This is a genomic window from Streptomyces sp. NPDC040545 (genome assembly GCF_055595065.1).
The window spans coordinates 484,751-504,483 of sequence record NZ_JBVIWA010000001.1 but is presented as its reverse complement, the minus strand read 5'-3'; the positions used below and the strand labels follow the sequence as shown (position 1 = coordinate 504,483).

At 70.0% G+C, this 19,733-nt stretch carries 20 protein-coding genes and 1 pseudogene; 8 read left to right on the top strand and 13 right to left on the bottom strand.

What is annotated here, in order from left to right; all coding sequences use genetic code 11:
* Nucleotides 1-22: 22 nt before the first annotated feature.
* Nucleotides 23-970, bottom strand: a complete 948-nt coding sequence (locus ACZ573_RS02485) for a hydrogen peroxide-inducible genes activator (protein ID WP_471297965.1) — start codon at nucleotides 968-970, stop codon at nucleotides 23-25.
* A gap of 135 nt (nucleotides 971-1,105) precedes the next feature.
* Between ACZ573_RS02485 and ACZ573_RS02480 the strand changes: the two genes are divergently transcribed.
* Nucleotides 1,106-1,660 (top strand): peroxiredoxin, encoded by a 555-nt coding sequence (locus ACZ573_RS02480; RefSeq protein WP_351159774.1) that lies wholly within the window; start codon nucleotides 1,106-1,108, stop codon nucleotides 1,658-1,660.
* A 3-nt stretch (nucleotides 1,661-1,663) separates the two neighbouring features.
* Nucleotides 1,664-2,200, top strand: coding sequence for an alkyl hydroperoxide reductase (locus ACZ573_RS02475; protein WP_471297962.1), 537 nt, complete (start codon nucleotides 1,664-1,666; stop codon nucleotides 2,198-2,200).
* A 63-nt stretch (nucleotides 2,201-2,263) separates the two neighbouring features.
* Here ACZ573_RS02475 and ACZ573_RS02470 read toward each other — a convergent pair whose 3' ends face one another.
* From ACZ573_RS02470 to ACZ573_RS02445, 6 genes are all read right to left on the bottom strand, one after another.
* Nucleotides 2,264-2,977: a hypothetical protein gene (locus ACZ573_RS02470; RefSeq protein WP_471297959.1), complete on the bottom strand. Its 714-nt coding sequence runs from the start codon at nucleotides 2,975-2,977 to the stop codon at nucleotides 2,264-2,266.
* Between the two features lie 10 nt (nucleotides 2,978-2,987).
* Nucleotides 2,988-3,692 carry a hypothetical protein gene (locus tag ACZ573_RS02465; protein WP_471297956.1) on the bottom strand — a complete coding sequence of 235 codons (705 nt, stop codon included), beginning with the start codon at nucleotides 3,690-3,692 and terminating at the stop codon, nucleotides 2,988-2,990.
* A 105-nt stretch (nucleotides 3,693-3,797) separates the two neighbouring features.
* The gene (locus ACZ573_RS02460) at nucleotides 3,798-5,195 is read right to left on the bottom strand and encodes an AI-2E family transporter (RefSeq protein WP_471297953.1); all 1,398 of its coding nucleotides are present in this window, start codon (nucleotides 5,193-5,195) and stop codon (nucleotides 3,798-3,800) included.
* 135 nt (nucleotides 5,196-5,330) lie between these two features.
* Complete coding sequence (locus tag ACZ573_RS02455; protein WP_033218380.1) at nucleotides 5,331-6,035, bottom strand: aggregation-promoting factor C-terminal-like domain-containing protein; 705 nt, start codon at nucleotides 6,033-6,035, stop codon at nucleotides 5,331-5,333.
* Between the two features lie 414 nt (nucleotides 6,036-6,449).
* Entirely contained in the window at nucleotides 6,450-7,766 is a 1,317-nt protein-coding gene (locus ACZ573_RS02450) for a PhoH family protein (RefSeq protein WP_301366940.1), read from the bottom strand.
* Between the two features lie 322 nt (nucleotides 7,767-8,088).
* Entirely contained in the window at nucleotides 8,089-8,850 is a 762-nt protein-coding gene (locus tag ACZ573_RS02445; protein WP_030385783.1) for an isoprenyl transferase, read from the bottom strand.
* Nucleotides 8,851-8,981: 131 nt separating this feature from the next.
* On the opposite strand from ACZ573_RS02445, the gene mgrA reads away from it, so the two are divergent.
* Entirely contained in the window at nucleotides 8,982-10,019 is a 1,038-nt protein-coding gene (gene mgrA, locus ACZ573_RS02440; protein ID WP_471297950.1) for an L-glyceraldehyde 3-phosphate reductase, read from the top strand.
* A 142-nt stretch (nucleotides 10,020-10,161) separates the two neighbouring features.
* On the opposite strand, the gene ACZ573_RS02435 is transcribed toward mgrA, so the two are convergent.
* Together ACZ573_RS02435 and ACZ573_RS02430 are read right to left on the bottom strand one after the other, a co-directional pair.
* On the bottom strand, nucleotides 10,162-10,902 hold the full coding sequence (locus ACZ573_RS02435) for a prepilin peptidase (protein WP_471297947.1): 741 nt from the start codon (nucleotides 10,900-10,902) through the stop codon (nucleotides 10,162-10,164).
* Between the two features lie 371 nt (nucleotides 10,903-11,273).
* Nucleotides 11,274-12,043 (bottom strand): annotated as a pseudogene (locus ACZ573_RS02430) (transposase).
* A 35-nt stretch (nucleotides 12,044-12,078) separates the two neighbouring features.
* Here ACZ573_RS02430 and ACZ573_RS02425 point away from each other — a divergent pair.
* The 4 genes from ACZ573_RS02425 (at nucleotide 12,079) to ACZ573_RS02410 (ending at nucleotide 15,259) form a co-directional block, all read left to right on the top strand.
* Complete coding sequence (locus ACZ573_RS02425) at nucleotides 12,079-12,555, top strand: hypothetical protein (protein ID WP_471297944.1); 477 nt, start codon at nucleotides 12,079-12,081, stop codon at nucleotides 12,553-12,555.
* Between the two features lie 53 nt (nucleotides 12,556-12,608).
* On the top strand, nucleotides 12,609-12,977 hold the full coding sequence (locus tag ACZ573_RS02420; protein ID WP_471297941.1) for a DUF192 domain-containing protein: 369 nt from the start codon (nucleotides 12,609-12,611) through the stop codon (nucleotides 12,975-12,977).
* A gap of 59 nt (nucleotides 12,978-13,036) precedes the next feature.
* Nucleotides 13,037-13,654 (top strand): SMI1/KNR4 family protein, encoded by a 618-nt coding sequence (locus ACZ573_RS02415; protein ID WP_389115911.1) that lies wholly within the window; start codon nucleotides 13,037-13,039, stop codon nucleotides 13,652-13,654.
* A gap of 318 nt (nucleotides 13,655-13,972) precedes the next feature.
* On the top strand, nucleotides 13,973-15,259 hold the full coding sequence (locus ACZ573_RS02410; RefSeq protein ID WP_471297937.1) for an extracellular solute-binding protein: 1,287 nt from the start codon (nucleotides 13,973-13,975) through the stop codon (nucleotides 15,257-15,259).
* Between the two features lie 148 nt (nucleotides 15,260-15,407).
* Here the strand turns inward: ACZ573_RS02410 and ACZ573_RS02405 are convergent, their stop codons facing one another.
* From ACZ573_RS02405 to ACZ573_RS02395, 3 genes are all read right to left on the bottom strand, one after another.
* Nucleotides 15,408-16,034: a hypothetical protein gene (locus ACZ573_RS02405; RefSeq protein ID WP_471297935.1), complete on the bottom strand. Its 627-nt coding sequence runs from the start codon at nucleotides 16,032-16,034 to the stop codon at nucleotides 15,408-15,410.
* A 157-nt stretch (nucleotides 16,035-16,191) separates the two neighbouring features.
* A complete protein-coding gene (locus ACZ573_RS02400; protein WP_030011500.1) occupies nucleotides 16,192-16,521 on the bottom strand; it encodes a hypothetical protein in 330 nt (109 codons plus the stop codon).
* A 109-nt stretch (nucleotides 16,522-16,630) separates the two neighbouring features.
* Nucleotides 16,631-17,512 carry a polysaccharide deacetylase family protein gene (locus tag ACZ573_RS02395; RefSeq protein ID WP_471299025.1) on the bottom strand — a complete coding sequence of 294 codons (882 nt, stop codon included), beginning with the start codon at nucleotides 17,510-17,512 and terminating at the stop codon, nucleotides 16,631-16,633.
* Nucleotides 17,513-17,794: 282 nt separating this feature from the next.
* On the opposite strand from ACZ573_RS02395, the gene ACZ573_RS02390 reads away from it, so the two are divergent.
* A complete protein-coding gene (locus tag ACZ573_RS02390) occupies nucleotides 17,795-17,935 on the top strand; it encodes a hypothetical protein (protein WP_471297932.1) in 141 nt (46 codons plus the stop codon).
* A gap of 129 nt (nucleotides 17,936-18,064) precedes the next feature.
* Here the strand turns inward: ACZ573_RS02390 and ACZ573_RS02385 are convergent, their stop codons facing one another.
* Entirely contained in the window at nucleotides 18,065-19,651 is a 1,587-nt protein-coding gene (locus ACZ573_RS02385; protein WP_471297929.1) for an MDR family MFS transporter, read from the bottom strand.
* Nucleotides 19,652-19,733: the final 82 nt, after the last annotated feature.

The window sequence follows — 19,733 nt, the reverse complement described above, 5'->3', positions numbered from 1 at the left end:
TCCCGGCAGCGCCCCCGATCCCCTAGTCGGTGGGCCAGACCGGGAGCGGGCGTACGGCTTCGCGCAGGGCCGCGGCGATCGCCCTGAACTCCTCCTGGCGGGCGGTTCCGGTGCGCATGGCCAGGGCGATGCGCCGGGAGGGGGCGGGCTCGGCGAAGTACCCGGTGGACAGGTACTCGTTGCGGGCGGTCTCCAGCCGCAGCGCGGTGCGCGGCAACAACGTCACCCCCAGTCCCCCGGCGACCAGCTGTACGAGGGTGGACAGCCCGGCGGCGGTCGTCGTCACGTCCGCACCGGTCGTCCGGCCCGCTTCCCGGCAGATGTCCAGGGCCTGGTCCCGCAGGCAGTGCCCCTCGTCGAGCAGCAGCAGCTGCAGTCCGCGCAGTTCCTCCAGCGGGATGTCCCGGCGCCCGGCCAGTGCGTGCTCCCGGGGGGCGAGCAGGACGAAGTCCTCGTCGAAGACCGGCAGTTCGCTCACTCCAGGAACCCCGAGCGGCACCGCCAGCAGGAGCAGGTCCAGGCGCCCGCCGCCGAGGCCCTCCAGCAGCGAGGCGGTCTGCTCCTCGTGCACCTGGAGGTCCATGCGCGGGTAGCGCCGGTGGAACAGCCCGAGCACGGTCGGCAGCAGGTACGGCGCCACCGTGGGGATCACCCCGAGCCGCAGGACTCCGGTGAACGGTGCCCGTACCGCCTCGGCCTCCTCCAGCAGCCCGCCCATGGCGTCAAGGACCACCTGCGCCCGCGCCGCGATCCGCTCGCCCGCCGGGGAGAGCAGCACCTTGCGGGTGGTGCGCTCCAGCAGCTGTACGCCGAGGGCCTCCTCCAGGGCGGAGACGGCTCCGGAGAGCGCGGGCTGGCTCATGCCGATGGCCGCGGCGGCGTCCCGGAAGTGCAGGTGCTCGGCGACCGCCGCGAAGGCGCGCAGTTGCGCGAGCGTCGGTTGCTTCGCTCCCCTACTACTGACAGCCACTGATAGGTACCTCCGATCACCCGGCACAAGAGTAGCTATTTCTGTAATCAATGCAGGTGTGTCAGCATGTGAGATACGTCCAACCCCCTCGGAAAACCCCCAAAAGGGTTATTTTCCACTGCATAAGGAGAGCGCGTGCTCACTGTTGGTGACAAGTTCCCCGCCTTCGACCTGACCGCCTGTGTCTCGCTCGAGGCCGGAGCCGAGTTCGCGCAGATCGACCACAAGACCTACGAGGGCAAGTGGAAGGTCATCTTCGCGTGGCCGCTGGACTTCACCTTCGTGTGCCCGACCGAGATCGCCGCCTTCGGCAAGCTGAACGAGGAGTTCGCCGACCGCGACGCGCAGATCCTCGGCTTCTCCCTCGACTCCGAGTACGTGCACCACGCCTGGCGCAAGGACCACGCCGACCTGCGTGACCTGCCCTTCCCGATGATGTCGGACATCAAGCGCGAGCTGTCGGCCGAGCTGGGCATCCTGGGCGAGGACGGCCTCCCGATGCGCGCCGTCTTCATCGTGGACCCGAACAACGAGATCCAGTTCTCGATGGTGACCGCCGGTTCCGTGGGCCGTAACCCCAAGGAGGTCCTGCGGGTCCTCGACGCCCTGCAGACCGACGAGCTGTGCCCGTGCAACTGGAACAAGGGTGACAGCACCATCGACGCCGGCGCGCTGCTGGCCGGTGAGTGACGGATGTCCCTCGACTCCCTGAAGTCGGCCGTACCGGACTTCGCCAAGGACCTGAGGCTGAACCTCGGTTCGGTCATCGGCAACAGCGACCTCCCGCAGCAGCAGCTGTGGGGCACGGTCCTGTCCTGCGCGATCGCCGCCCGTTCGCCGCTCGTCCTGCGTGAGCTGGAGCCCGAGGCGAAGGCGAACCTCTCGCCGGAGGCGTACACCGCCGCCAAGTCCGCCGCCGCGGTCATGGCGATGAACAACGTCTTCTACCGCACCCGGCACCTGCTCTCCGACCCGGAGTACGGCACGCTGCGCGCGGGCCTGCGGATGAACGTCATCGGCAACCCGGGCGTGGAGAAGGTCGACTTCGAGCTGTGGTCGCTCGCGGTCTCCGCGATCAACGGCTGCGGCCAGTGCCTGGACTCGCACGAGCAGGTCCTGCGCAAGGCGGGCGTCGACCGCGAGACGATCCAGGAGGCCTTCAAGATCGCCTCCGTGATCCAGGCCGTCGCCGTCACCCTCGATGCCGAGGCCGCCCTCGCCGCCGAGTAACGGCACCCCGTACGACGCCACGAGGGCCCCGCGACCGGAAACGGTCGCGGGGCCCCCGTGGCGTCAGCTCGTGCGCAGTGCCGCCATCAGCGCCCGCGCGTCCTCGACCGCCGCGGCCACCAGAGCCTCCCGGTCGGGGTCCGGCAGGGGCGCGGCCCGGGGGTCGGCTCCGTCCTGGCTCGTCACGGGGAAGACCACCACAGAGACGGAGAACACCGCGCCGCCGTCACGGACGCGCAGCAGGAGGCCTCCACCGCCCCCGGGGCGGGAGACGAGGGCCTCCTCCCCGAGACCGGGCACGGACTCCCACCCGTCGCCGTCGGCCGCGTAGAACAGACCGGCAGGAGAGTCGGCCGTGAACTCCGGCGCCGGATCGGTCTTCTTGTGCAACTCTGCCGTGGCCATGACGTGCACGCCCCCGCTCACGGCCGGCCTGTCCCCGCTGCGGGAGCACGACGCCCAGTCCAGCGCCGGATGCCGGACACCCGTCTCCGGTGAACCGTCCGCGAGACCACCGAGCAGCCCTTCCAGGGCCGGGGCCTTGAACTGGCCGCACAGGTCGTCCGTGACCCGGTAGCGGATCTCGGGCGCGGCGGTCCGGCCCCCGAAGGCGTACAGCCCGCCCGCCCACAGCGCGGAGGTGGCCACCACCGCCGCCGCGACCCACCGCCACGGCCACGCCGGTACCCGTACGGGCGCGCGCTCCACGACGCCCTCCACGACCTCGGCCGGGGCCGCCGGCCCCCACTCCCCGTCGAGCTCGGGCTCCCCGATCATGTGCGCCCCCCTACTTCTTGAGTGCCGCCATCAGCTCACGCGCGTCCTGGATCATCGCCGCCTGGACCGCGTCGACGTCGGTGGCGGGCCGGCCGTTCGTCTCCGCGAAGGTGCCGACGCCCGCTTCGACGGTGAACACCACACCGCCGTCGAGCACCTTGAGGATCAGCCAGCTCTCTCCGGTCACCACGTTCATCACGGCACGCTCTCCGAGGTCCGGCACCGCTTCCGTGCGCACGCCGCCCGCGTAGGCGAGGACGCGGAGGTCCGGCGCGTCGAACTCGGCCGAGGGATCGGTCTTCTTGTGCAGGCCGACCTGGGCGACGACTTCGAAGTCCGGGGCCACCCCGTCCTTGCCGGCGTTCGCCAGGCCACAGCGGGCCGCGTACACGGCCGGGTGGTCGCTCTCGTGGTTCACCGGCTTCTTCGTGTGCATGTCCCCGGTGATCCCGCTCAGCGCCCGGGCCTTGAAGTCCTGGCACAGGTTCTTCGACGCCCGGTACGAGATCTCCGGCCCGGCCGTCCGCTCCCCGAGCGCGTACAGCCCGCCCGTCCACACCGCCGAGGCGACCACGGCACCGCCCAGCGCCCACAGCCACGGCCGCGGGCCCGGACCGCCCGTCGCCCGCTCGCGCGGAGCGAGCCGGTCCGCCGAACGGGCCGGCTCCAAAGTCTCGGTCTTCCACTCCTCGCCGAGCTCCGGATCGGTGATCATGCCTGTCCCCCAGTGTCCCTTTTTCCGCAGCGATGCCGTCGGCACGCGAAATCGATTCGATCATCGCAGCCCGGATCGCCGGAATATCTGGTTCCGGCGGGACGGTCAGGGTGTGACGTGCCCCTCGCCCTCGGGGGCCACGCTCAGGGCCGTCGAACCGTGCGGGGCCGGGCCGATCCTTCCGGATCCGAGGTGGTGCTGCTCGCGCGAGTACGCCTTCAGGTAGCCCACCACCGTGTTGGTGACGGCCACCAGCGGCACCGCGACGACCGCTCCGCCGATGCCCGCGATCATGCCGCCCGCGGCCACCGAGAGCACCACCGCGAGCGGGTGCACCCGTACGGCGCGGCCGAGGATGAAGGGCTGGAGCACATGCCCCTCGATCTGCTGCACCGCCAGCACCACCAGCAGCACCATCAGGGCGGTGAACACGCCCTGGGTCACGAGCGCCACGACCACCGCGAGGGCGCCCGACACCACGGCGCCGACCAGCGGGATGAAGGCGAACAGGAAGATGAAGACGGCCAGCGGCACCGCCATCGGCACGTCCAGGAAGTAGATGCCGAGGCCGATGAAGATGGCGTCGATGAGGGCGACGATGACCGTGCCGCGCACGTACGCGGTCAGCGTGCGCCAGGCGCGCGGACCGGCGCCGGCGACACCGGCCCGGGCGGCGGCCGGGACCAGGCCCAGCGCCCAGTTCCAGATGCGCTTGCCGTCGTAGAGCAGGAAGAGCGTGGAGAACATCGCGAGCAGGATGCCCGTCAGGACCTCGACGAGCACCGTGACGCCCTGCAGTCCGGCGGAGGTGATCTGCTCGGTGTTGGTGCCGATGGTCTCGCTGAGGTTCTTCGCGATGTCGTTGATCTGCTTCTCGGTCACGTGGAACGGACTGTCCAGTGCCCAGAGCTTGAGCTCGTTGATGCCGTCACGGACCCGGTCGGAGAGGTCGTCGAGGTTCTCCATGACCTGCCAGACCACGAACCAGCCGACGAGCCCGATGACGACGAAGCCGAGGATCGCCGTGACGGCGGTGGCCAGACCCCTCGGCAGGCCCAGTCTGCGCAGCCGGACCACGAAGGGCTGGAGCATCGCGGTGACGAGCATGGCGGCGGCGAAGGCGAGGACGACCAGGCGGACTTCGCTGATCACCTTCATCAGCACCCAGAGCATCCCGGCGAGCAGCAGCAGCCGCCAGCTGGCCTCGGCGGCGACGCGCATCCCCCACGGGACGACGCTCGCCGGGTCGGGGCGCACGGGCGCGGCCGGGGCGGCGAGATGGGGCGCGGGGACCACGGGCGGGTAGGAGGGCGGCGCGGGAACGGTCGCGACCGCGGCGGACACTTCGGCGGCCCCGGCCTCCGGTGCCCGCCCGGGCCCGACCGGGCGCGGCAGATCGCCGCTGGTCTCGGCTTCGACCTCGGCGCGCCGCTCGTTGAGCCGCGCCTCCATCCGGTTCAGCTTGTTCCCGAGCCGGCCGAGCCAGCCTTCCCTCTTCGCCATGTCGCTTTCCTTCCCCCGCCCCCGGTCTACGGGCTCACCTCGAAGACCGTACACGCGAGGAGCCCCGCACCGTAGGACGGTGCGGGGCTCCCCCGGGTTGTGCGATGCTGCGGCGCTCGCGGCGCCACGGGCCGGCTAGTACCAGCCGTTGGCCTGGTGGAAGCTCCAGGCGCCGCAGGGGCTGCCGTAGCGGTCTTCCATGTAGTTCAGACCCCACTTGATCTGCGTGGCGGGGTTGGTGCGCCAGTCCGCGCCGGCCGAGGCCATCTTCGAACCGGGCAGCGCCTGGACCAGACCGTAGGCTCCCGAGGAGGAGTTGACGGCCTTGTAGTTCCAGGTGGATTCCTGGTTGATGATGTTCGAGAAGCACTGGAACTGCCCGGCCGGGACCATCTGCTGGGCGATGGCCTTGACCTGAGCGACCGTGTAGGAGCTCTGGGGGGCGAAGTCCCCGGCGTCGCGGGCGGCGGAGCGGCTGGCGACCTGCTCCTTCTCCTCGCGTTCCTTCTTCAGCTTCGCCTCGGCCTCGGCCTTCTCCTTCTCGGCCTCCGCCTTCTTGGACTTGGCGTCCTCGGCGGCCTGGACGCGCGCGGCCTCCTCGGCGGAACGCTTGGCGTCGGCATCGGCGGCGTGGGCGATGGCATCGGCCTGCTGCGTCAGGGACGCGCTCTGGACCTGTGCCTGGTCGCCGACCGGGATGTCGGCAAGGAGAGTCGCGCCGGACGCGGTCGTCTCGAGATCGTTCGTGGGGTCGCCGGTGGCAACGCCTACGACTGCGCCGACGGTGGTGACCGCGGTGGCCGAAGCCACGGCGAACCCCCGGACCGAGATCCGGCTCACACGGTGTCCTTCCAGCAGCGTCCGCAGTGACCGCGCGGGCGCAAAAGTGCCCTCGACTCTGGCCTCCGTGGTGCAACGGTCACTGGAGGCGCGGGCCCGTGGGCAACCCCCTTGCGGAGGCTGCCGCGTGAAACTCCGGGCGGCATACGGCGATCGGCTGTGGAGTTGTGGTGCTGCGCGTACCTCACGGGAGATACAGGTGTGCCGTATGCGGGGCCTGACGGAAACCAGACTCTGCCGGAACGCGACACCGCAAGGCAATTCTCCGTTGCGTGTGAAAGGTCACACCTGGCATGTCGCCGCCGATTCGAGAAAAGACCTGTGCAGCACGACGCCGCCCGGCTAGGCTCTCGTGCCTTTGCCGGGCGGCGCCAACTCACCTTCCCGCTATGGGGGATTTGACCGATCTGACCGTCAGAGGTTCTCCAGCATCTCGGTAACCAGTGCGGCGATCGGGGAGCGCTCCGAGCGCGTCAGCGTGATGTGGGCGAAGAGCGGGTGGCCCTTCAACTTCTCGACCACGGCGACCACTCCGTCGTACCGGCCGACCCGCAGGTTGTCCCGCTGGGCGACATCGTGGGTCAGAACGACCCGCGAATTGGCTCCAATTCTGGACAGAACGGTCAGCAGGACATTGCGCTCCAGCGACTGCGCCTCGTCCACGATCACGAAGGCGTCGTGCAGCGAGCGGCCTCGGATGTGCGTGAGCGGCAGGACCTCCAGCATCCCGCGGTTCAGCACCTCCTCGATGACCTCGCGCCCGGCGACCGCCGAGAGGGTGTCGAAGACCGCCTGCGCCCAGGGGCTCATCTTCTCGGAGGCGTCCCCGGGCAGATAGCCGAGATCCTGACCGCCCACCGCGTACAGCGGCCGGAAGACCATCACCTTCTGATGCTGCCTGCGCTCCAGGACCGCTTCCAGCCCCGCGCAGAGCGCCAGCGCCGACTTTCCGGTGCCGGCCCGGCCGCCCATCGAGATGATCCCGATCTCGGGGTCGAGGAGGAGGTCCAGCGCGATGCGCTGCTCGGCGCTGCGGCCGTGCAGCCCGAAGGCCTCGCGGTCGCCGCGTACGAGCTTCACGTTGCCGTCGGCCGTGACCCGGCCGAGGGCCTTGCCGCGCTCGGACTGCAGGACCAGTCCGGTGTGCACGGGCAGTTCCGCGGCTTCCGGCACGTAGAGGCGGTCCTCCGAGTAGAGGAGGTCCACCTGTTCCCCGGAGAGGGCGAGGTCGCTCATGCCCGTCCAGCCGGCGTCGGTGATCGCGAGTTCCGCGCGGTACTCCTCGGCGATCAGCCCCACGGAGGAGGCCTTGATGCGCAGTGGGAGATCCTTCGAGACCACCGTGACGTCGTAGCCCTCGGCCTGGAGGTTGCGGGCGACCGCGAGGATCCGCGAGTCGTTGTCCCCCAGCCTGAAGCCCGCGGGCAGGACGCTCGTGTCGGAGTGGTTGAGCTCGACGCGCAGGGTGCCGCCCAGATCGCCCAGCGGGATGGGGGCGTCCAGGCGACCGTTGCGAACCCGGAAGTCGTCGAGCAGGCGCAGGGCCTGGCGCGCGAAGTACCCGAGTTCGGGATGGTGCCTCTTTGCCTCCAGCTCGGTGATCACCACGATCGGGAGCACGACCTCGTGCTCGTCGAAGCGGGAGATCGCATTGGGGTCTGCCAGCAGAACGCTGGTGTCGAGGACGTAGGTCCGCCTGTCGGGCAGGCGGCTCTTTGTGCTGGTCACCACGGAAGGACGTACCCCCTCGGAAGAGGTCGGGCCATGAAGACCGGACCGGTCATCGGCACCCATGCCAGGGCCGATTTCCGGCCCTCCACTCCGTCCGTGCGAACCGCACGTGCGTCCTGGTGCAAAGGGCCTCCCGGGCGGACGACCCCATGCCGTCCGCTGAGACTCGACACCCGTGGATCGGGCATCGACCTGAAAGGGATATTCCCCGAACAGGCCAGGCCATGCCATGGCATATGACGGACGCTCGGTGAATCCCTGGTGAAGGCTTCGAGGGGAGGGGGCGTCGGGACACCGGGGGCGGGAAAACCCCTACGGTGACTCAGGTGCCGTAGCGCCGGTGGCGGGCCGCGTAGTCGCGCAGGGCCCGCAGGAAGTCGACCTTGCGGAAGGCCGGCCAGAAGACTTCGCAGAAGTAGTACTCGCTGTGGGCGCTCTGCCACAGCATGAATCCGGACAGCCGCTGTTCGCCGCTGGTGCGGATGACGAGGTCCGGGTCCGGCTGGCCGCGCGTGTAGAGGTGCTCGGCGATGTGGTCGATGTCGAGGATCTCGGCGAGCTCCTCGAAGGAGGTGCCCTTGCGCGCGTGCTCCAGCAGCAGCGAGCGGACCGCGTCGGCGATCTCCTGGCGGCCGCCGTAGCCGACGGCGACGTTGACGAGTATCCCGTCGACGTCGTGGGTGGCCTGCTCGGCCTCCTTGAGCACGGTCTGCGTCCGGGCGGGCAGGATGTCGAGGTTGCCGACGTGGTGGACGCGCCAGCGGCCGTCCGCGGCGAGGCCCCGCACGGTGTTCTCGATGATGTTGAGCAGCGGCCGGAGCTCGACCTCGGGCCGGTCCAGGTTGTCGGTGGAGAGCATCCACAGGGTGACGACCTCGACGTCCGTCTCGGTGCACCAGCCCAGCATCTCGGAGATCTTGTCGGCGCCGGCCTGATGGCCCTGCTCCGTCGTCCCTCCGGACGCCTTCGCCCAGCGGCGGTTTCCGTCCAGGATGACGCCGATGTGCTTGGGCGCCGCATCATGGTCGAGGCGGCCTTCCACCCGGCGTGCGTAAAGCCTGTACACCAGGTCGCGCAGCTTCACGATCTTCCAGCCCCTCCGTGCCTTGCCCCCGTGTGCGAAATGCGGTCCCTCCCCCGAGTCCGCCACATTACTGCGCGGTGGGATCGGGTACCCAACTCGGTCTGTCACAAGTCCGTGATAGGGAGGACAACGTGACTGATACCAATCCCTATCGGGCAGAGCCCTCGCGCTACGACTCCATGGAGTACCGGCGCACCGGCCACAGCGGCCTCAAGCTCCCCGCCATCTCCCTCGGCCTCTGGCACAACTTCGGCGACGACAGGTCCCTGGAATCCCAGCGGGCGATCCTCCGCCGGGCCTTCGACCTCGGCATCACCCACTTCGACCTGGCGAACAACTACGGTCCGCCGCCCGGCTCGGCCGAGCTGAACTTCGGCAAGATCTTTTCGCAGGACTTCGCGTCCTACCGCGACGAGCTGATCCTGTCGACCAAGGCCGGCTACCTGATGCACCCCGGGCCGTACGGCGAATGGGGCAGCCGCAAGTACCTGCTCAGCTCGCTCGACGCCTCGCTGAAGCGGATGGGCGTGGACTACGTCGACATCTTCTACTCGCACCGCTTCGACCCGGAGACCCCGCTGGAGGAGACCATGGGCGCCCTCGCGTCCGCGGTCCAGCAGGGCAAGGCGCTGTACGTGGGCGTCTCCTCCTACACGGCGGAGCAGACGGCCGAGGCCGTGCGGATCCTGCGCGGGATGGGTGTGCGCCCGCTCATCCACCAGCCCTCCTACTCCATGATCAACCGCTGGACGGAGGAGGACGCGCTGCTGGACACCCTGGAGGACGCCGGCATGGGCTGCATCTCCTTCGCGCCGCTCGCGCAGGGCATGCTGACCGGCAAGTACCTCAAGGGCATCCCGGCGGACTCGCGCGCCGCGCAGGGCAAGTCCCTGAACCCGGACCTGCTCTCGGACGAGGTGCTCCGCCGGCTGACCGGTCTGAACGAGATCGCGGCCCGCCGCGGGCAGTCCCTCGCCCAGCTGGCGCTCAAGTGGGTGCTCCGCGACGACCGGATGACCTCGGCCCTGATCGGTGCGTCGAGCGTGCCGCAGCTGGAGGAGAACGTGGCCGCGCTGGCGTCCGCGCCGCTCGGAGAGGACGAGTTGAAGGAGATCGACTCCCTCGCCGTCTCCACCCCCGGCACCAACATCTGGGCCCAGCGCGGCTGACCTGCGCATTTTCCGCGCGGCACGGTCGGGGAGCCGGAAAACAAAAAACGGGCCGGTCCGTGGGGGGGATACGGACCGGCCCGAGGGGGGGGTTCCACCATAACCCTTCGTAGAGCATGGTGCGTGCATTGGCGCACGATGATTACGCTCCGAAGCCACCCAGCAGCACTCCGGTGAGTGCACCGGCCGCCATGAAGGGGCCGAACGCGTAGCCTTGATTGCGCTCGTCGGGGCCGCGCAGCAGCAGGATCAGCCCGTACAGGGCCCCGTAGAGCAGGCCGAGGAAGGCCCCGGCGGACCATACCCCCCACCCGTACCACCCAAGAGCGACCCCCAGCGAGAGCGCCAGCTTGACGTCACCGAAGCCCATGCCGGCGGGGTTGATCAGATGGAGCAGCAGGTACGCCGCTCCGAGCGCGCCGCCGCCCAGCAGTGCGAGCCGCCAGTCACCCCCGGCTCGGGGCAGCGGGGCGGCCGCCCCGAGCAGGGCCGCCGCCCCGGCCGCGAGCGGCAGGGTCAGCACGTCGGGCAGCCGGTGCACGGCGCGGTCCACGAGGGCGAGCAGCACGACCACCGGGGCGAGCCCCACGAAGACCACCACCTCGGGCCGCGCCCCGACGGCCGCCCCGAGCACGGCGCAGAACGCCCCGACGAGGGCGGCGAGGGGGGCGGCGCGGCGCCCGTAGGGGTGCGGGGCCGTTCCCGCCGCCTCGGGAACGGGGCAGCGGGCCGGGCCGAGCCAGCCCCGCACCCGGTGCCCCCGGGGGCAGCGGCCGCGCCAGGGCTCCCCCGGCTCGACGGAGAACCGGTACGCGGCACGCGGCAGCAGCCATCCCGCGGTGGCGCCGTAGGCGGCGGCGAGAACGATCAAGGCGGCACCCATGCGGCGACGGTAGCGCCGACGCACCCCGCTGCGCGGGGCTTCCGGGGCTCTCTTCCGGCCCGTCCGCGTTCGAGGACCGGATCCGGGCGGAGCCCGGGGAACGGTGGAAGGGCGGGCGGGGGACGGCTCCGCACAGCGGCGCCCCGCCCCCTAGGTCCTGTCGTCGAAGTGGCGTCGGTAAGGCCCGCGGCGTCCGGTGCCGTGCATCGCAAGGCGGAGGGGCGCCCGTGTACTGGACGTACTCGGGCGCCCCGACAACGCAGCGAGGTGCGGTGCCGGAAGCCGCGGGCCCGACGGGACTTTGACGACAGGACCTAAGGGCTGTCCCGTAAATGTTCCACGGCGGGCTGACTGACCAGCTCGTTTCTCCGTTACCCGGCCAGGCTGAGGTTGTGCAGGCGGGCGATGCCGGGCATGGCGTGGTGGACGCCGTCGCCTTTCAGGCGGCAGTCGCGGAGGATCTTCCATCCCTTCATGCGTGCGAAGACGTGCTCGACGCGGGCGCGGACCTTGCGGTGGGAGGCGTTGTGTTCCTCTTTCCATGTCGGGAGTTCGGCCTGGCCGCGCTCCCGGCGGTGCGGGATGACCAAGCCGGTGCCCCGGTAGCCGCCGTCCGCGATGACCGTGGCCTTGCCGACGGCGGCCTTCGCGCCGGACAGCTCCCATGCCTTGCAGTCGTTGCGGTTGCCAGGCAGTGGCCGGCCGACAGCGACCACGAGCCGGGTGTCGGCATCGACGACGACTTGGTGGTTGCCGAGTACCGGTAGTTTTTCGACTGCTCAGCGATCGTGTGGTCGCGGGTGGGCACCAGGGTTCCATCCACGATCAGTACGGTGTCCTTGCGGAACCGCCTGCGCGGCCGGAGCGCGAGCGACGGGCCGAGGTGGTCGATGATGCGGTCGGCTGCGGACTTGGAGATGCCGAACAGCGGAGCGAGCTGCCGCAAGGTTAGATTCGTCCGCCAGTACGCAGCCACCACCAACACCCGGTCCTCCAGCGGCAGGCTCCACGGCCGGCCCTTGCGGACCGGATCCGCGCCGTCTCGCCGTAGCGCGGTGAGCAGCTTGCCGAACTGACGTGGGCTCAGCCCGGTGAACGGGGCTATCCAGGACGGCTCGGACGCCGTGATCACACCAGCCACAGCGAGATCTTCTCAAAGACCGACGCTGTGGAACGATGATCGTCATGGCAGGTCAGATCTGGGTGTCACTCATATCGTTGGGCGGCGTTGTCCTCGGCGGCGTGTTGTCCTACCTCGTTCAGCACAGGACTCAGCAATCAGCGGAACGCGCCGAACAGCAACGGCAGCGGATCGCGTTGTCGGAGACCCGACGCGCGGAACGGCTGGCGCTGCTGGAGCGGTTCATCGAGGTATCGGCAGAGGCGGAACGATGCGCATACACCCGGCCGTCCGAGTGGGAGGACACCGATGACTGGTACCTCACGACCCGGGACGTCATGTACAGGTTGTGGGTCGCGGATCGGCTCCTCCGCATTCAATTCCCCCGGCCCGTGCATGGCGCCGCACACGCGCACTTCCTCGACCTCAACAGGACCGTGTGGCACGGCTTGCCCGACGGTGAGAGCGTGCGGGACTACCTGGAGGACAACCGGTCGGCGTTCCTCGACGCGGCCCGCGAGGTCATGGGGTAGCGCACCGCTGACTCCCGAAGATCTTTTGCGGGACAGCCCTTAGGCTGGCCGGCATGGCGAACTGGCAGGACGGCCCCGGCACACTGCACGCCGGCACGCACCGCATCCCCCTGGAGGTCGCCGCGTCCTACCGGGCCCGCACGCGGGGCCTGCTCGGGCGGGACGGGATCGGCGGCGCGATGCTGCTGACCCCCGCGGCGAGCGTGCACACCTTCCGGATGCGGTTCGCGATCGACGTGGCGTACCTCGACCGGGACCTCCGGGTGCTCGCCGTGGTCACCATGGCGCCGGGCCGGCTCGGGCTGCCGCGACTGCGCTCCCGGCACGTCCTGGAGTCGGCGGCGGGTGCCATGGCCGGCTGGGGCCTGCGGGCCGGAACCCTCATCAAGGTGGACGTACCCGGGCGTCTCACTCGCCGCTAGGCGAGGCCCCTCACTGGCAGTAGGTTGGGGCGGTTGAGCTGGGGCATCAGGGGAGCGGCATGACGGAGAACGCGCGGATCAAGGCGCTGGAGCAGATCATGCCGGCGACGCACGGCGCCGACGAGGACATCGACTGGCCGGCGGTGGAGGCCGTCTGGGGGACCCGGTTCCCGGCCGATTTCGTCGCGTTCATGGGCCGCTTCGGCGCGGGCTCCATCAACGGCGAGGCCAGCATCCTGCTGCCGCTGCCCAAGCCCGGACTCCAGTGGGACCCGGCCGGGATGGCGGAGGAGACCGACAACGCCCGCCAGACCTGGAAGGCGGAGGGCGGCCGCTCCGCCTTCGACGTGGACCCCGAGTCGATCATCGCCTGGGGTGTCACCGGCGGGTCGGACATCCTGTGCTGGCTCACCTCCGACCCCGATCCGGACCGGTGGCCGGTCCTGGTCTGCGGGCGGCACACCGCCGACTCCTTCGCGGTCTACCCGTACGGCATGGCCGAGTTCCTCTACCGGCTGTGCTCCGACGAGTTCGACGTGAGCCCCGTCAGCATCACCTTCTGGGACGGCGGCCACCTCAGCTTCGTGCACTGGCGCAAGGCCCAGCGGCGCTGGCAGGAGGGCCGCAACCCGGAGACGGGCGAGCCCGACCCGTACGCGGGCGAGTTCGCCGACTAGCCCGAGCAGCATCAGCACCCGAAGCGCGCGCGTAGCGCCCTGACGGCCCGCAGGACCCGCAGACCCCGCAGAGCCCGTTCCGAGACCGGAAACGGGCTTTTCGGCATGTCTACGCGCGTCCAATATTTGGATCACATATCGGAAAACACCATGAGGAAAAGCCCCACTTGGAGCATTGACCACAAGTGCGCCCCCAATGGAATCAACCACCCCTCCCTCAGGAGAGAATTCCGGCCAACGGGCCATCGAGGGACACCACGGTCCGGAGCAACTCATAAGTAATAACGGGATCCAAAAGAAAATCAGGGGAATACACCCGTGCGACGAAGAATTTCCGGCACGACCGCCACCACGGCCGTGCTCGGTCTGCTGATACCACTGGCCGGATGCGGTGGGTCCGGAGACGATGCAGGTGACAGCGGTACGCTGCATCTGGTCGCCGCCGAATACGGCGACAGCCCGGCCACCAGTTCCAAGCCCTACTGGGAGAAGATGGCGGCCGATTTCAACGAGGCGAACCCCGGAATCAAGCTCGACGTCAAGCTCCTGCCGTGGGCCGACATCGACCGCGAGGTCTCCCGCATGGTCAAGGCCGGCAAGGCGCCGGATGTGGCGCTGATGGGGTCTTACTCGGACTTCGCGGCCCAGGGGAAGCTGTATCCCGCGGACGAACTCCTCTCGGTCACCGCCGAGGCGAATTTCCTCCAGCCGCTCGCCGATGCGGGCTCCGTCGGAAACACCCTCTACGGCCTGCCCTTCGTGGCGAGCAGCCGTCTCCTCTTCTACAACGAGGCCCTCTTCGCCAAGGCCGGCATCAAGGAGCCCCCCAAGACCTGGTCCGACCTCAAGGCCGACGCCAAGGCACTCAAGGACAAGGGCGTGAAGTACCCCTACGCCCTGCCGCTCGGCCCGGAGGAGGCGCACGCCGAGGCGCTGATCTGGGAGCTGAGCAACGGCGGCGGCTACGCCGACAGCAGCGGCAACTACAGCCTGGCCTCCGAGCAGAACATCGAGACCTGGGACTGGGTCAAGAAGGAGATGGTCGCTCCCGGGTTCACCGGCCCGACCCCGCCGTCCCAGCTGAACCGCGCCGACGCCTTCGCGGCCTTCCTGCGCGGCGAGGTCGGCATGGTCAACGGGTATCCCTCGCTCGCCCACGAGGCGCGCGCCAAGGGCATCGGTGTCCAGACCACCTCCATGCCCGTCTCGGACAACCTCGGCACGGGGGTGCCGCCGCCGACCGTCGGTGTCGCCGACTGGATGATGGCCTTCAAGGAGAACGGCAAGCGCGCGGAGATCGGCAAGTTCCTGGAGTTCATCTACCAGGACAAGAACCTGTCGGACTTCGCCGGCCGCTACCACCTGCTGCCGTCCACCGTCACGGCCTCGCGCACCCCGGCCGGGGGCGGCCTGGACAAGAACGACACGCAGTTCCTGAACGCGCTGCGCGGCGCCCAGCTCTACCCGGTCAACGACCCGGCCTGGCTGACGGTCAGCGACACCATCAAGCGCAACATCGGACGCGCCGTGGAACCGACCGGCAGCCCGAAGGGCGTGCTGGAGGACATCGCGGGACAGGCCGCCCAGGCCTCCAAGAAGCACTGAGAAGTTCCTCGACACGGGACCTTCGACCCATGCCGCAGACCACCCCGTGCGGCACCATGGCCACTACGGCACTTGATCCAAGGCCTCGGCCCAGTCGCCCGACGAGCACCCACAAGGTGCACGGGGCGGCCGGCCTCCACCCGGACCCTCAGCGCTGCTGCCCGTGGTCCGCGGCGAACGCCGTCCGGTACTGCTCGCAGCTGGAGTTCCAGCGCAGCGTCCCCGCCAGCGTTCCGTAGCCCGAGCGCGTGACCGACCACTCCACCGTGTACTCCCCGGTGTCGCACGCGATCCGCTTGTCCCCCGCGACCTTCTCCCGCCCGGCCGGCGGCTTCCCGGTCAGCTCCTTGCGCACTTCCGCGACCTTGGCCCGGTCGGCGGAGCGCAGTACGGCGTGCACGACGATCGGGTGCTCGCCCTCCTTCACCGTCACCGCCTTCTTGACCACCGTCGAGTCCGACACCGACCAGGCGAACTCGTACCCGGGCAGCCATGCCAGGGTCTTGGGGTCGGCGACCTTGCGCTCGAAGTCCGGCGCGCCCGAGGGGCCGGGGCGGGTGACCGTCCTGTACTGAACCCCGGGGTGGAAGCGGAACTGCGCCTCCACCTTGTGCATCTCGTCCTTGGTCCACATCGACTTCATGGTCTTCTCGCCGCCTGCCGGGTCCTGGAGGTACGCCGTTCCCTCCGCGGCGGTGGCGGCCTGGCCCAGGAGGGGCGCGAGGGCCGCGGAGGCGGTGGCGAGGGCGAGAGCGGCGATGCGGGTGCGCTTCATGCCCGGACCAACGGGCCCCTCCGGCCGGCCGGAACGACGCCGGGCGGGCTTTCACCCGTACGGGAGCGCCCGGTTCCGGCGACCTCGGAACAGCCGTCGATCAACTCCCTTACCAGGTCGGGAGATATGACGGTGCGCGAGCGGTCCTGGAGTCCGCTCAGGCCTGACCGGTCTCGAAGCGGCTGATCCGGCCGCCGCCGGGGGCGATCACGAAGCGCCAGGTGGTGCGCATCTCGCCCCAGGTGTCGTTGCGGTAGTTGACGAGCAGGGTGCGGCCGCCGTCGGACTCGGACTGGACGTCCATGTGGCCGCCGGAGTCGAAGATCTCGCGGTCGATCCAGTCGTGCAGATCGCGGTCGGAGCCGTCGTCGGACATGGTCGCGTCGGCGGTCAGGACCGCGAGGAAGGCGTCCTTGTCGTGCGCGTTGACGGCGGCGACGAGGGCGCCGACCACCGGGTCGGACAGTCTGGCGGGGGCGATGGCCACAGGAGCCTCCTGGTCGGGGTCGGGCGTACGTTCGTCCGTGCCCGACCAGGGAACAACGCGGGCGGGTCCGCGTCGTCGACCGTCACCCGTTCGCGCGGCGGACGGCGTGTCAGGAGGTGCTGGGGGTGGCGGGAGCGCCGGGAGCGCCGGGGGTGCCGGGCGTGCCGGGGGTGTCCGGGGCGGTGCGGACGGGGAAGCCGGTGGGCCGGCCCTGCTCCTTCAGCCAGGTCAGCACCTGGTCGAGGGCGTCGACGGTCTGGGCGCGGTTGCCGCCGCCGTCGTGGAAGAGCACCGTCGGGCCGTTGCCGATCTCGCGCTTGACGGCGCTGACGATGGCGGCCGTACCCGACTTGTCGAAGTCCTTGGTGTCGACGTTCCAGCCGAGCGGCCGCATGCCGTGCGCGGCGGCGATGCGCCGGCTGTCGGGGGTGAACGCGCCGCCGGGGGCCCGGTAGTACTCGACCCTCGCACCGCTGCCCGCGGCTTCCTCGATCAGCTTCTTCGCCTCCAGGATCTGCTGCTCCTGGTAGGCGACGGGCTTCTTGTCCATGGCCGTGTCGTGGCTCATGGTGTGGTCGCACAGCCGGTGTCCGGCCGCGACCACCTTCTTCACCAGGTCGGGGTGGGCCTTGGCCTGCGGCCCGACCATGCAGAAGGTCGCCTTGACGTCGTGCCGGCGGAGTACGTCCAGCACCTTCGGGGTCCAGCGGGGGTCGGGGCCGTCGTCGATGGTGATGTTGACGGCGTTGCCGCCGCTCTCGGAGGCGTGGGCTATGCCCTCGGGTATCCCCTGCGGCTGCTGGCCGGGCCGGCCGTCGTCGCCACGGCCGGAGTTGTCGTCGGCGCCGGGCCGGGCCACGTTCTGCTGGGAGGCGGCGGTTCCGTCCGGTCCGACCAGGGCCGCCACACCCCACACGGTCGCCGCCACGGCGGCGGCCGAAGCCACGACGGCGGCACCGGCCCGGACGCCCTTCTTGTTCGCACGCGCCAAGAAACTCATGAACTGTCCCCTCCCCATCCGCTGTGTGAGCGTTCTGTGGATCAGGACGTTCATCGCCGCCGAGGAGTTCCAGCCAAATAGCCCATAAATTCCCTGTTATGGGATGGTTGGGACCGATGGGACTTTAGTCCTCCATGGAGTTGCATACCTGCCCGGGCGAACCCGCCCGAAACGGGCCGATCCCCGAAGTCCGCGCCGCCCGGCCCCACATCCCGCCGCGGCCAAGGCGGTTCACCGCCACGCGGGACGGCGGACCGGACGAGAATGGGGCGCATGCATGACGGACCCGACTGGCCTCCGGACAAACCGACCACGCTCCGCCTGGGCCGCAGACTGGTGACGGAAGTCCCGGCCTCGCGCAGCGAGTGGCGGGCGTTCGTGGACATCGCCCTGGCCCGGAGCCACCCCAGGTAGGCCGTCTCGTGCAGATCCTGCCGGGCCGGGCCCGGACGTGCCGGGAGGCGGCACCCCCGGTCGTCCCGGTGGTGCCGCCTCCCTGGCGGTGCTGGTGCCGGCGCTGCCGCCGGTGCGGTACGTGCCCGGTCAGTGCGCGAGCGACTCCTGGGCGGCCGGGGCCGCCTTGCCGCCGTCTTCGGCGGCGGGCGGGGTCGCCGGGCCCGCGCCGCGGAGGGGGACCTCCTTGACGAACCAGGCCGCCGCGAAGCCCAGTACGGCGATGGCCGCGCCGAGCAGGAACGCGGAGTGCGTACCGGCAGCCACCGCGTGCTGGTAGGCGTCGCGTACCGCTTCGGGCAGCTTGGCCAGGCTCGCGGCGTCCAGCTGGGCGGAGCCCGCGGCTCCGGCGGCCTCCGGGCCGAGGCGCTCGGCCATGGTGTCCGTGACCCGGGTGGTGAAGAGGGAGCCCATCAGGGCCACGCCGAAGGAGCCGCCGAGCGTACGGAAGAGGGTCGCCGAGGAGGAGGCGACGCCCATGTCCTTCATGTCGACGCTGTTCTGCGCGACCAGCATGGTGATCTGCATCAGGAAGCCGAGACCGGCGCCGAGGACGGCCATGTAGAGGCCGGACACGAGGCGGGTGGTGCCGGTGTCCATGGTCGCGAGCAGGAACATCCCGACGACCATGAGCGCGCCGCCGGCGATCGGGAAGATCTTGTACTTGCCGCTGCTGGTGGTGACGCGGCCCGCGATCAGCGAGACGACCATCATCGAGAGCAGCATGGGCAGGAGCAGCAGGCCCGAGTTGGTGGCGGAGGCGCCCTGCACCGACTGCTGGAACAGCGGGAGGTAGAGCACGCCGCCGAACATCGCGAAACCGACGAGGAAGCCGATCACCGACATGAGGGTGAAGTTGCGGCTGCGGAAGATGTGCAGCGGCATGACCGGCTCGGCGGCCTTGGTCTCCGCGTAGAGGAACGCGGCGGTCGACAGGACGCCGACGACGATGAGGCCGAGGATCTCGACGGAGCCCCACGCGTACTCGGTGCCGCCCCAGGTCGTCACGAGGACGGTGGAGGTGATGGCGACGGTCAGCAGCGCGGCGCCGAGGTAGTCGATCTTGCCCTGCGACCGCTTCTTGGGCAGGTGCAGCACGGCGGTGACCATGGCCAGCGCGACCGCGCCGAGCGGCAGGTTGATGTAGAAGGACCAGCGCCAGCCCATGTGGTCGGTGATGGTGCCGCCGACCAGCGGGCCGCCGATCATGGCCAGAGCCATCACGCCGGCCATCATGCCCTGGTACTTGCCGCGCTCACGGGGCGGGATCAGGTCGCCGATGATCGCCATGACGCCGACCATCAGACCGCCGGCGCCGAGGCCCTGGATCGCGCGGAAGCCGATCAGCTGGCCCATGTCCTGTGCCATGCCGCTGAGCGCGGAGCCGATGAGGAAGATGACGATCGAGGTGAGGAAGGAGCCCTTCCGCCCGTACATGTCGCCGATCTTGCCCCAGATGGGGGTGGAGGCCGCGGTGGCCAGCGTGTAGGCGGTGACCACCCATGACAGGTGCTCCAGGCCGCCGAGTTCGCCGACGATCGTCGGCATCGCGGTGCCGATGATCATGTTGTCGAGCATCGCCAGCAGCATCGCGATCATGAGCGCCATGAGGACGACCCGTACGCTGCGCGGCTTCACCTCCTCCGAAGTCCCCGCAGGCTTGATTTTGTCCACCATGTCCACTCCCCTGGCCCTACCGCTCGCCCTACGTCCCGCACCGGCACTTACTTGCCGCCCGGCTAGTTCACTACAATGGGGA